The organism is Natrinema saccharevitans, from assembly GCF_001953745.1.
GTDB lineage: Archaea > Halobacteriota > Halobacteria > Halobacteriales > Natrialbaceae > Natrinema > Natrinema saccharevitans.
This window is the reverse complement of record NZ_LWLN01000001.1, coordinates 460,699-472,614: the sequence shown is the minus strand read 5'-3', so window position 1 is coordinate 472,614 and position 11,916 is coordinate 460,699. Positions and strand designations below refer to the sequence as shown.

General features: G+C 69.4%; 12 protein-coding genes. 9 read left to right on the top strand and 3 right to left on the bottom strand.

Features of this window, described 5'->3' with window-relative positions; genetic code table 11:
* Positions 1–48 precede the first annotated feature (48 nt).
* The 3 genes from A6E15_RS02485 (at position 49) to A6E15_RS02475 (ending at position 1,950) form a co-directional block, all read left to right on the top strand.
* Positions 49–321, top strand: a complete 273-nt coding sequence (locus A6E15_RS02485; RefSeq protein WP_076143315.1) for an AbrB/MazE/SpoVT family DNA-binding domain-containing protein — start codon at positions 49–51, stop codon at positions 319–321.
* A 2-nt stretch (positions 322–323) separates the two neighbouring features.
* Positions 324–677 carry a type II toxin-antitoxin system PemK/MazF family toxin gene (locus tag A6E15_RS02480; protein ID WP_076143313.1) on the top strand — a complete coding sequence of 118 codons (354 nt, stop codon included), beginning with the start codon at positions 324–326 and terminating at the stop codon, positions 675–677.
* A gap of 70 nt (positions 678–747) precedes the next feature.
* A complete protein-coding gene (locus A6E15_RS02475) occupies positions 748–1,950 on the top strand; it encodes a PQQ-binding-like beta-propeller repeat protein (protein ID WP_076143311.1) in 1,203 nt (400 codons plus the stop codon).
* On the opposite strand, the gene A6E15_RS02470 is transcribed toward A6E15_RS02475, so the two are convergent.
* Positions 1,951–2,985 (bottom strand): AIR synthase family protein, encoded by a 1,035-nt coding sequence (locus A6E15_RS02470; protein WP_076143309.1) that lies wholly within the window; start codon positions 2,983–2,985, stop codon positions 1,951–1,953.
* A gap of 256 nt (positions 2,986–3,241) precedes the next feature.
* On the opposite strand from A6E15_RS02470, the gene A6E15_RS02465 reads away from it, so the two are divergent.
* From A6E15_RS02465 to A6E15_RS02445, 5 genes are all read left to right on the top strand, one after another.
* Positions 3,242–3,832 carry a heme NO-binding domain-containing protein gene (locus A6E15_RS02465; protein ID WP_076143307.1) on the top strand — a complete coding sequence of 197 codons (591 nt, stop codon included), beginning with the start codon at positions 3,242–3,244 and terminating at the stop codon, positions 3,830–3,832.
* Positions 3,825–5,450 carry a methyl-accepting chemotaxis protein gene (locus tag A6E15_RS02460; protein WP_076143305.1) on the top strand — a complete coding sequence of 542 codons (1,626 nt, stop codon included), beginning with the start codon at positions 3,825–3,827 and terminating at the stop codon, positions 5,448–5,450. The genes A6E15_RS02465 and A6E15_RS02460 overlap by 8 nt, the downstream gene beginning before the upstream one ends.
* 164 nt (positions 5,451–5,614) lie before the next feature.
* The gene (locus tag A6E15_RS02455; RefSeq protein ID WP_076143303.1) at positions 5,615–6,718 is read left to right on the top strand and encodes a putative sulfate/molybdate transporter; all 1,104 of its coding nucleotides are present in this window, start codon (positions 5,615–5,617) and stop codon (positions 6,716–6,718) included.
* A 152-nt stretch (positions 6,719–6,870) separates the two neighbouring features.
* A complete protein-coding gene (locus A6E15_RS02450; RefSeq protein ID WP_076143301.1) occupies positions 6,871–7,344 on the top strand; it encodes a DUF7384 family protein in 474 nt (157 codons plus the stop codon).
* Positions 7,345–7,415: 71 nt separating this feature from the next.
* On the top strand, positions 7,416–8,552 hold the full coding sequence (locus A6E15_RS02445) for a guanosine monophosphate reductase (protein ID WP_076148160.1): 1,137 nt from the start codon (positions 7,416–7,418) through the stop codon (positions 8,550–8,552).
* 39 nt (positions 8,553–8,591) lie between these two features.
* On the opposite strand, the gene A6E15_RS02440 is transcribed toward A6E15_RS02445, so the two are convergent.
* Both A6E15_RS02440 and A6E15_RS02435 read right to left on the bottom strand, forming a co-directional pair.
* Entirely contained in the window at positions 8,592–9,143 is a 552-nt protein-coding gene (locus A6E15_RS02440) for an XTP/dITP diphosphatase (RefSeq protein WP_076143299.1), read from the bottom strand.
* 95 nt (positions 9,144–9,238) lie between these two features.
* Positions 9,239–9,892 carry a helix-turn-helix domain-containing protein gene (locus tag A6E15_RS02435; RefSeq protein ID WP_076143296.1) on the bottom strand — a complete coding sequence of 218 codons (654 nt, stop codon included), beginning with the start codon at positions 9,890–9,892 and terminating at the stop codon, positions 9,239–9,241.
* 83 nt (positions 9,893–9,975) lie between these two features.
* Here A6E15_RS02435 and A6E15_RS02430 point away from each other — a divergent pair, with 83 nt between their 5' ends.
* Positions 9,976–11,646, top strand: coding sequence for an NADH-quinone oxidoreductase subunit D (locus A6E15_RS02430; protein ID WP_076143294.1), 1,671 nt, complete (start codon positions 9,976–9,978; stop codon positions 11,644–11,646).
* Positions 11,647–11,916: the final 270 nt, after the last annotated feature.

The following is an 11,916-nucleotide window of genomic DNA, read 5'->3' as shown; positions in this document are numbered from 1 at the left end:
CGCAGTCCGGACGGCAGCGTTATGAGTATGGATATGATATGAATACGTATGGGCGAGCCAGAAACACGGAAAGTCGGCGATCGCGGGCAGGTAACGCTGCCGAAGCGGCTTCGAGAGGCGTTCGATATCCACGGCGGCGACGAGGTGACGATCCGCGAGGAGGACGACAAGATCGTCATCGAGAAACCGACGTCGCGGGCGGACCTCGCGGAGGGGTATCGACGCCGCGCCGAACACCACCGCGCCCTCGCCGCCGAGATGGACGGGGCCTCGCGTGAAGCGAACGCCTCCCTCGGCGACGCACCCGACTGGGAGGAGTGACGATGCACGTCCGCCGCGGCGACATCGTCGTCGTCGAACTCGATCCGACGCGCGGCTCCGAACAGCGGGGGACCAGACCCTGTCTCGTCGTCCAGAACGACGTGGGCAACGAGAACGCCCCGACGACGATCGTCGTCCCCTTCACCACGTCCTACAGGGGCGAGCGTTATCCCTTCGAAGTGCTGATTCCAGCCGACGAGTGTGCCCTCCGCGAGGACTCTGTCGCGCTCTGTAGTCAGGTTCGAACCGTCTCGATCGACGACCGGATCACGGGCGTCGTCGGATCGGTACCGGACGACCGGATGGCCGAGGTCGACACCGCCCTCGAGTACAGCCTCGGCTTGCGCGAGGTCTGAGCGGCGGGGCGGAACGTTCGATCATCCGCTCCATAAAATACATTCGTCTACCCTCGCCAACAATCATCGAATGCCTTCCAGACGCGAAGTGATGGCCGCCCTCGGTGCGACCGGTATCGCGACCGCCGCGGGCTGTCTCGGCGGTCTGTCGGTCGATCCCGGGACGGACGAATCGTACGCGTGGCCGACGGGCGGCGCGGATCGGCGGAACTCGAGAGCGATCCCCGACGGCGTCGCGCCGCGCGAGGACCCTACCGTCGACTGGCGCGTCGATCTCGAGTCGGCGCACGCGACCGCCGACCCGGTCGTGGTCGACGGGACCGTCCTCGCGACGATCGGAACCGACGTGGTCGCGTTCGATCGGACGAGCGGGGACCGGCGCTGGTCGATCGACCCGAACAACGAGGCCAACACCTACCGCGGGGCACCGACCGTGTACGAGGGGCTGGCGTACGTCCCGGAAGTGGACACGGTGACCGCTCGCGACCTCGAGAGCGGCGCGGTCGAGTGGAGCGAGACGTTCGAGGCGACCATCGGACGGGGGTCGCTACTGGTCACCGACGACGGGGAGAACGGCCGCGTCTTCACGGCCGGCGGCAACTCTCTGCACGCACTCGACGCCGGAACCGGCGAACGCCTGTGGGAACAGGAGCTACTGGGGACCCCGGAGCACTCGCTCGCGAAGTACACTGACTACGTCTACGTCGCGACCGACGGCGGCGAGTTGTACGCCGTCGACGAGCGGGGGACCGTCCAGTGGCGGCGAACCGTCGAGGCCGGCATTCGGAGCGGTCCGGCGGTGCGGTCACTGGACCAGAGCGGGTCCGAGTGGGGCATCGCCGTCGTCGGCGGCGACGGGACGGTCGTGTACTTCGAACCGGACGGAGCGCGGGCGTGGGAGACCGAGATCGGCGGGTTCGGCGACGACGGCATCGCTATCGCCCACGAGACGCTGCTCGCGCGCTCGGGACCGCGGGTGTTCGCGCTCAACCTGGCCGACGGGAGCGTTCGCTGGCGGCTCGATCTCGGCGAGAGCGCGCACAATCCGCCGATCGTCGTCGGCGACACGGTGTACGTCGGCGGCGATCGGCTCCGCGCGATCGACATCGAGGGCGGAATCGGGGTTCGATCGTACCGAACCCGCCACCTCCGGTTCGAGTACGAACCCACCGGCGCGGTCGGCTTCGTCACCGCGGCCGACTCGAAGCTGTTCGTGACAACGAACGTCTTCGGTACCGAGACGGAAACCGCCGAGTTGATCGTTCTCTCGTGATTACGAGCCGTCGCTCGCCGCGGCGGCCAGCTCCGCGTAGGCGTCCCACGACGGATCGGCGTTCGGGTGCGCGAGCCGGTCCCCGTCGACCAGCACCTCGCCGCCGTCGTCCTCGAGCGCCTCGACCCGGCCGATCTCGGCGACCGGCGTCCCCCGATCCGTGAGCGCCTCGCGGACGTCGGCGACGCCGTCGGGGTCGACCGCGATCAGGAGCGAGCCACAGCTGGTCGCCGCCCAGGGATCGATCTCGAGGGCGTCACAGACCTCGCGGACGCCGGGGCGCAACGGGACGGCGTCGCGGTCGATCGAAAACCGGACGCCCGCGCCGTCGGCCATCTCGTTCAGCGCGCCGGCGAGGCCGCCCTCGGTCACGTCGTGCATCGCCCGGACCGGCCCCGCGGCGGCCGCCGTAAGGGCGTCCCGGACGGCGTAGACTTCCTCGAGGCGATCCTGCGCGGCCGAGATCGTCTCGGCCGACCGGTCGATTTCCTCGCCGAAGAGCGTACTCAGCAGGCCGACGGCCTCGACGGCGGGACCGTTCGTCAGGAGGAGTCGGTCGCCGGGGCGAGCCCCGTCGGGCCGAACGATGTCGCCGTGGTCGCCGACGCCCATCGCGGTGGCCGCGCCGACCCACGGGTGGGACGGGTCGGCGTATCGCGCCGTGTGGCCGGTCACGACGGCGACGCCGAGGTCTGCACACTCGGCGTGGATCGTCTCCCAGACGGTCGCGAACTCCTCGTCGGTCATCGATTCGGGCAGCGTGAAACAGATCGAGAGGTGCGACGGCGGGACGCCGCTGACGGCCACGTCCGCGAGGACGAGATCGAGGGCGAACCGCGCGGCCCGCTCGAGGCCCAGCGCGGGCAGGATCGAGAGGGGGTCGGTCGCGGTGACCAGCGCGCGGTCGCCGATATCGAGGACGCCGAAGTCGACGCCGTGGGTCGGCCCGAGGGCGACGTCGTCGCGGTCGGCACCGAGATTCGGCGCGATGTGGCGGTCGAAGAACGCGCGGTCGATCTTTCCGAGGTCGCTCACGGTTGATCGATGCCGATCGGGGATCTTATGACTGCTGGTACGCCCGAGTAATCGCGTGCCTGCGGGGGCCTCCCCGCTGACACCCGCGGCGGTTCCTCGCCGACCGCCGATCCGTGCGAAGCCGTGTCGTAACACCGGCGTTACCCAACTATTTGGGGAAACGGACTATCAGGATCGCGTGTCTGTCCCGAATAGCTATGGAAAGAGATCGGGGCGGGACGGGCGGAGTTACAGGCATCGAATCACGGGGGCCCGGATGCACGGCATAATCCTGCAGACGCTCCAGTCGTTCGTCGTCGACACCTACGGCGAGGACGCCTGGCTGGCGATTCAGGACGCGGCCGACATCGAGGAGAAAGTCTACGTCCCGGTCACGGTCTATCCGGACGGCGACGTCTACGAGATCGCCCGCACCGCCGGCGAACTGACCGATCAGAGCCCGCGGACGATCCTCACCCGGTACGGGCGGTGGGTCGTCCCCGCGTTGCTCGAGACCTACGACCTCCACATCGACGACGACTGGGAGGGGCTCGAACTCATCGCGAACATCCAGCAGTTCCACACCTCACTGCGGACCCGGGACATGACGACGCTGACGACCCCGCGCATTCGGTCGGAGCGGATCGACGAGGACCGAGTCCGGATCACCTACGACTCGGACCGGAAACTCTGTGACGTGGCCCGCGGCGCGATCCGGGGCGTCGCCGACCGCTTCGACGAGGACCTCGTCGCCGAGGAACGGACCTGCATGCACGAGGGCGACGACGCCTGCGTCTTCGACATTCGGCGGCGAGCGCCCGCCGAAGCGGGTGCGGCCATCGTCCGCAGCGGGGAGGCGAATGACTGACCCCCTCGGGACGGGCGGGACGGGCGACTCGTCGCCGATCCCCGGGGCGATCCAATCGGATCGACCGGTCGGTTTCGCCCTCGCGGTCGCCGTGGTCGGACTGGTCGTCGTCGCCGTCGCGGCGGTCGCGCTCGGCGGCCCGACCGCGGCCGTCTTCGGGGCCGGCGTCGCCGGCGTCGTCGTGACGAGCGCCACCGCGGCCGGGATCGCCGCCGCCTCGAGCGCCCGAACCGCGCCGGGCCAGCGCGATCGACTGCGCCAGGGGATCGCCGACCTCACCGAGCGGGTGACGCGCCTCGAGGCCGGCGAGTACGACGACTCCTTCGACGGCGACCGCGAGGACGAGTTCGCGGCCCTCGAGTCATCGCTGGCCGGGATCCGGGAGCAGTTGGCCGACCGCGACCGGACGGACCGGTCGCTGGACGAACTCGAGCGGACGGTCGAGGCCCACGCGGAGACGACGCGGGCGGTCGCCGCGGGCGATCTCACCCGGCGGTTCGAGCGGCCGGACACCCACGAGTCGCTCGACGAACTGGCCGACAACTCCAACGCGATGCTCGCGGAGATCGAGGACACCTTCGGGACGCTGAAGTCCTTTTCCGGCGAGGTCGTCACTTACAGCCGCGAACTCACGACGAGCATGGAGGCGGTGCAGGCCGAGGGCGAACGCACGAGCGAGGCGCTGACCGAGGTCGTCGCGGACAACAGAGAACAGAACGAGCAGCTGCGGACCGTCACGGCCGAGATGGAGAACTTCTCGACGACGGTCGAGGAGATCGCCGCGACCGCCTCCGAGGTCGCCGACACCGCCGACCGGACCGCACGCGTCGGCCGGCAGGGGAGCGAGGCCGCGGGCGACGCGATCACCGGCATGGCCGTGATCGACACCGAGACCGAACGGACCCTCGAGGAGATCGAGGGCCTCGAGGCCGAGGCCGAGCGGATCGACGAGCTGATCGAGTCGATCAGCGAGATCGCCGAACAGACCAACATGCTGGCGCTGAACGCCAACATCGAGGCGACCCGGTCTGACGGGACCGGCGGCGAGGGCTTCGGCGCAGTCGCCGACGAGATCCAGACCCTCTCCGAGGAGGTCTACGACTCCGTCCGGAACGTGGAGGAACGCCTCGAGGGACTCAAGGAACGGGCGATGGCCGCCGCCGACGAGGTCCGGACCAGCCGCGACCGGATCGAGGACAGCGTCGCCGACGTCGAGGACGCCGCGACCGCACTCGAGGAGGTCGCCGGACTCGCCGAGGAGACCAACGACGGCGTCCAGGAGATCTCCGCGGCGACCCAGCAGCAGGCGTCGACGACCCAGCAGGTCGTCGTGCTGGTCGAGGACGCCGCCGAGACGAGCGCGGCGACGGCGACGACCTCCGCTCGAGCGGCCCGCCGGGCGTCGGCTCAGGCGGAGGCGCTCTCCCACGTCGCCCGGAGCGCGACCGTCCTGACCGAGCAGGCCGGCGAGCTGAACGCACAGCTCGTCGCCTACGATACCGAGAGCGGCTACGACCTGCCGGAGCCGCGGACCGCCGCCGACGTCGATCCGGAGGCCGTCTCGACGGCCGACACGACACCGGAGACGATCGGCAGTGGCGGCACCGCGTCCCGATAACGGCGGTCGGGCTGCCGCCGGGACCGACTCGCGGCGGGCCGTTCGGACTGAGGACGGGATCCGAGCTGCCGCTTCGTAACTATCGTCGGTTACTCTCATCGGCTCTCGAAAGGTCGAGACGTTACTGGCAAGAGTCAAGTTCGTCCTCGAATTACCGGGGATAGATGGCGTACTCCTTCGGGTCGCGGAGCGATCACGACCTCGAGTTCTCCGCGGGCGAACTCACGGGTGCGCTAGGGGATTCGGTTACGGTGTTGCCGCTGCTGGTGGCGCTCGCGGCGACGACGAGCGTCTCGCTACCACACGTGCTGGTCGGGTTCGGCGTCTTCCAGATCGTCTGGGGACTCTACTACGGACTGCCGCTGTCCGTCGAACCGATGAAGGCGCTGGTCGGGCTGGCGATCGTCGGCGCACTGTCGTACGCCGAACTGGCCGCGGCCGGACTGCTCGCCGGCGGCGTCTTGCTCGCCGTCGGCCGGTTCGGGTTCGTCGGCCGGCTCCAGCGGGTCGTCGGCGAGCCCGTCATCCGCGGTGTCCAGTTCGCCGTCGCGCTCCTCCTGCTCGAGGCGGCCGTCGACCTCTCGCTCGGGAATCTCCCCGTGGCGGCGGCCGGGCTCGGCGTCGTCGGCCTGCTGGCGCTGGTCGGCCGCGCCCGAGCGAGCGCGCTGGTCGTCCTCGGGCTCGGCGCGGTCGCGGCCGTCGCGACGGCGGGCGTCCCGACGCCGACCGCGCCCGCGCTCGCGGTCTTCCCCGCCGGCCTGCCGTCGGTCTCGGCCGCGGCCCTCGAGGGGACCGTCGCGCAACTGGGCATGACGATCGGCAACGCCGCGATCGCGACCGCCCTGCTCTGTGGCGATCTCTACGACCGGGAGATCTCGGCCGACGCGCTCTCGCGGAGCATGGGCGTGACCTGTCTCGCGGCGATCCCGCTGGGCGGCGTGCCGATGTGTCACGGCAGCGGCGGGCTGGCCGGCAAGTACGCCTTCGGCGCGCGGACCGGCGGCGCCAACGTCCTGCTCGGCGTCGGCTACCTCGCGCTCGCGCTGGTCGCCGCCGGGGCCGTCCTCGCGGCGTTCCCGATGGCCCTGCTGGGCGTCCTGCTTGTCGTCGTCGGTGGCCAGTTGGCTCGAGCGGCCCTCGAGCCCGTCTCGGGCCGCCGGTCGCTCGCGCTCGTCGCGGGGGTCGGCGCCGTCGGCGCGGTCGTCAACGTCGGCGTCGCCTTCGTCGCCGGGGCCGTCGTCTTCTGGCTGGACTCCCGTCGGTCCTGAGCGGTCGCGGCGAGCCGGACGACCTTTGCTGCCGGGGAACCAACCGTCACCGATGCCACCGAGCTGGGCCGATCTGTTCGACCGCGGTGCGGAGTACGACGGCGACCTCGAGTCGATCCAGGACGAACTCGCGGCGATTCGGGAGGAGAGCGATGCCTGAGGAGCCCGATCCCGCCCGCGTCGTCGCGGACGCCGACGTCCTCGCGGCGGACCTGCTGGTCGGCGGGTCGGCCCGCGAGGCGCTCGATCACGTGCGCCGCCACTCGTGGGTCGAACTGGTCGCGAGCGACCCGCTGCTCGAAGAGACCGAACGTCTGGTGACGGCGCTTTCCGACGCCGACCTCGCCGCCGATCACCGCGAGCGCCTCGAGGCCGAGCGGGTCGCGGTCGATCACCCCGAGGACGACCACCCGGCGCTGGCATCGGCGTATCGGGGCGAGGCGGCGCACCTGCTGTCCGACGACGAGCGGCTGCGATCGGCGGAAGCCGGCCTGACGCTCCAGCCCCGCGTCTCGGTCAGCGTCCGGCCGCCGGACGCGTTCACGCGCCTGTTCGATCCCGAGAGTCTGTACGCGGCCGTCGAGGGTGGCGAGTACCCGGGGCCGGACCGGGATCCGCGAGCGTAACCGCCGACTGCGGGCCCGACACACGAAGAACGTGTGACTTATGCGGGGGGAGCCCCTTATTTATGAGGGGAATGACCGATCTACGCGATCTCCGAACCGGACTGAGCTACGGGGACGTTCTCCTCGTCCCGCAGCGCTCGCCCGTCGACAGTCGCAGTACCGTCGACCTCGAGACGCCGTTCACGCCGAGTATCGACCTCGAGACGCCGCTGGTCGCGGCCGCGATGGACACCGTCACGGAGGCCGAGCTGGCGATCGAACTCTCACGGGCCGGCGGCCTCGGCGTGTTGCACCGGTTTCTGACGGTAGCCGAGCAGGCCGAGCAGGTCGAACGAGTGAACGACGCCGACGAGCAGGTGGCCGCGGCCGTCGGGATCAACGAGGACTACGTCGAACGAAGCGACGCGATCGTCGATGCCGGCGTCGACGCGATCGTCGTCGACGTCGCCCACGGTCACCTGGAGCGGACGCTAGAGGCCGTCGAGCGACTCAGCGAGGCGTTCCCGGCAACGGACCTCGTCGCGGGGAACGTCGCGACGCCCGCGGGCGTCGAGGACCTCGCGGCGGCCGGCGCGGACTGCGTGAAGGTAGGAATCGGCCCCGGCTCACACTGCACCACTCGGAAGGTCGCCGGTGCCGGCGTCCCGCAGTTGACGGCGGTCGACGACTGTGCGAGCGCGGCCAAGGACCTGGACGTGACGATCTGTGCCGACGGCGGGATCCGCACCTCCGGCGACGCGGTCAAGGCGTTGATGGCCGGGGCCGACACCGTGATGGTCGGGAGCCTGTTGGCCGGCACCGAAGAGGCCCCCGGCGCGGTCGTCGAGGTCGACGGCACCCGGTACAAGCGCTCGCGGGGGATGGCGACCACCGCGGCCGCGGAGGATCGCGACGACAAGGACGTCGACGTCGACGCGGACGAGGGCGTCGAGGCCCTGACTCCCTACAAGGGGCCGGTCGCCGACGTCGTCGAGGAGTTCTGTGCCGGGATCCGCTCCGGGCTCTCCTACTGCGGCGGCCACACGATCCCGGCCGCCCGCGAGGGTGCCGATTTCATCCGCGTCGCGCCCAGCGCGAAGGACCGCGAGGGGTATCACGCGGACCACGACTGGGAGGGCGTCAGCGTCGAGAGCGAATCCAAGAGCGTCTCCGAAGCGGACCTGACGGCCGACGACGCCTCGAGTTCGCCGGCCGAAGGCGACGACTGAGAACGACGTCTCACCGTCGGACGACGGCCTGTCGGTCCGCTACTCGTCGCGGTCGGCGTACCACTCGGTGAACGCCGCCAGCGCGCGCCCGCGGTGGGAGATCGCGTTCTTCTCTTCGGTACTCATCTCGGCCAACGTCTGCCCGTTGTACTCGAAGATCGGATCGTAGCCGAACCCGCCCTCGCCGCGGGGCGCGACGAGCGTCCCGGCGACCGATCCCTCGAACGTCTCCGTACCGCTTTCGTCCGCGTACGCGAGGACGGTCCGGAAGTGTGCGCGGCGGTTCTCCTCCTCGCTCGCGAGCCGCCAGAGCCGCTCGACGCCGACGGTGTCCTCGACGTACGCCGAGTACGGACCCGGGAACCCGCCGAGCGCGTCGACGAACAGGCCGGCGTCGTCGACCAGGACCGGCTCCTCGCCCCCGAGTTCCGCGACGGCCTCGCGCGCCCCGTGGGCCGCGATCTCCTCGAGCGAGTCGCTTTGAATCTCGGTGTAGTCGTACTCGATCTGCTCGACGGGCTCGATGCCGGAGAGATACTCCCGCGCCTCGCGAGCTTTGCCCTCGTTGCCGGTGACGAATCGAACGGTCATACCCGAGCGGGGGGCCGCGGGCGGAAAATAGGCGTCGGTTGCTCGCCCGAGTCGAGGACGGCACCGACAGACGATCGGGACCGCGACGCGCCCGGCTACAGCTCGAGGGCCTCTATCACGGCCGCTTCCGCCTTCCGGAGGTGTTCGGCGGCCGTCCCGGGCGCGCAGTCGAGTTCGGCGGCGACGTCCTCGACGCCCGCCGCGCGGGGGACCTCGAAGTAGCCGCGGTCGCGAGCGACCCGGAGCGTCTCCCGCTGGCGCGCGGTCAGCGCGCCGACCGCCGCGTCGGCCCCGTCGTACTCGCCGACGCGGTCGACGGTCGTCTCGATGCCGTCGGGCATCCCCTCGAGCGCCGCCTGGAGATCGGTCGGTTCGCCCACGACGGAGAACCGGACCGTCCAGTCCGAGCGGTACTCCAGCGGCGGGAGAACGACGAGGCTGCCGGCAGTGAGGCCCTCGAGGAGCCTCGCGTCGACGTCGGCCGGCAGATCGCGGACGTAGACGGTGAAGGTTCGATCGCCGGTCCGCGTGAGTTCGTAGTCGTCGACGCGGTCGGTCTCGGCGAGCGCGGCCTCGTAGACGTCTGCGTCGCCGACGACGTGAAAGATGAAGGCGTTGTCGTCGTCCTCGCCCGCGAAGTTGCCGTGGACCAGCCGATAGGACTCGAACGCGTCGCTCTCGGCGACGAACCGGTGCATCGGGTGGATCGTCTCGGCGTCGAACCGCAGCGTAAGCCGAACGGTCTTCACGGCCGGATGATCCGGTCTACGTATATAAATAGCCTAGCCCGTGACGCAGAACCGACTCGCCTCGGGTGGCCGAACGAACGGCCATGACAGCGGACTCGACGCTCGATTCGCGGCCGGCGAACGGCGGCGATGCGGACGGGGAGGAGACGCTCGCGGGCCTGCTCGGGGACGCGGTCCTCGGGCGGGACGACCACGAGAACGCGCCGGCGGTCGTGGTCCGGCCCGACGAGGTACAGACGGTGCTGGCGACGCTTCGCGACGAGGCGGAGTTCGATCACTGTTCGTGCGTGACGGCCCAGCAGTATCCGGACCGCTTCGAGACGATCTATCATCTGCGGTCCTACGCGGACCCGACGCGGGAGGTGAGCGTGGTGGTACCGACGCCGACCGGCGAGCCGAAAAGCGAGTCGGCGACGCCGGTCTTCGAGACGGCCGACTGGCACGAGCGGGAGGCCTACGATCTGGTCGGAATCGAGTACGAGGACCACCCCGATCTCCGGCGAATCCTCCTGCCGGAGACGTGGCAGGGGCATCCCCTCTCGCTGGACTACGACGGGGAGCAATCGCAGATCGTTACCCTCTCGGAACACGCGAACCCGATCGCTGGAAGCGAACGCGACGACGCCTCGGAGACGATGTTTCTCAACATCGGCCCGCACCATCCCTCGACCCACGGCGTCCTCCACGTGAAGGCCGTGCTGGACGGCGAGACGGTCGTCGACGTCGATCCCGACATCGGCTACATCCACCGGTGTGAGGAACAGATGTGCCAGCAGAGTACGTACCGCCACCAGATCATGCCCTACCCCGATCGCTGGGACTGGGTGTCCTCGGGACTACTCAACGAGTGGGCCTACGCCCGCACGATCGAGGCCCTCGCGGACGTCGACGTGCCGGAGTACGCGCAGGTGATCCGGACGATGGGGGCCGAACTCTCGCGGCTGGCCTCGCATTTCATCGCCGTCGGCACCTACGCGCTGGACATCGTCGGCGAGTTCTGTGCCGCCTTCCAGTATGCCATCCGGGATCGCGAACTCGTCCTCGACTGTCTCGAGGCGCTGACCGGCCAGCGGATGATGTTCAACTACTTCCGGCTGGGCGGGATCGCCTGGGACCTGCCCGAACCCCGCGGGGAGTTCATCGCGGACGTTCGGGACGTCCTCGACGGCCTCCCCGCGAAACTCGAGGAGTATCACGACCTGCTCGTGACGAACGAGATCTTCCAGCGCCGCTGTGTCGACACCGGCGTCCTGGAACCCGAGGCCGCGAAGGACTACGGCTGTACCGGGCCCGTCGCCCGCGGCTCCGGCATCGACTACGACCTCCGTCGCGACGACCCCTACGGCTACTACGACGCACTCGAGTGGGACGTGGTCACCGAACCCGACGGCGACAACTTCGCTCGCTTGCTCGTCCGACTGGGCGAGATCGAGGAGTCGGCGAAGATCGTCGAGCAGTGTCTCGACCTGCTCGCGGACTGGCCCGAAGACGACCGGACGGTCCAGGCAAACGTCCCGAGAACGCTCAAGCCGGAGGCCGACGCCGAGAGCTACCGCGCCGTCGAGGGCGCGAAGGGCGAACTCGGGATCTACATTCGTTCGGACGGCACCGAAACGCCGGCGCGGTTCAAGATCCGCAGCCCGTGTTTCTCGAACCTCTCGGCGCTGCCCGAGATCGCCCGCGGCGAGTACGTCGCCGACCTCATCGCGGCGATCGGGAGCCTCGACTGCATCATGGGCGAGGTCGATCGCTGATCGCGTCGATCAGTTCATTTCGACGGTGACCACCATTCTCTTCGAAATCACTCCGACGATAGACGTACCACAGCGGAACGACCACACCGAGAAGCGGAAGTCTCGCAGTTAACGCCGGAAGGTGTTTTATTTTCGGGTCGGTATACCCTCTCCGTCGGATATCAATGCGGAGAAGAAGATAGCCCAGATATTGACCGATGATCGCGATTACTGCGATTGACAGTAATATCTCCTCCATTTTAGTATCCATTTCCCACTCATAATAAAACA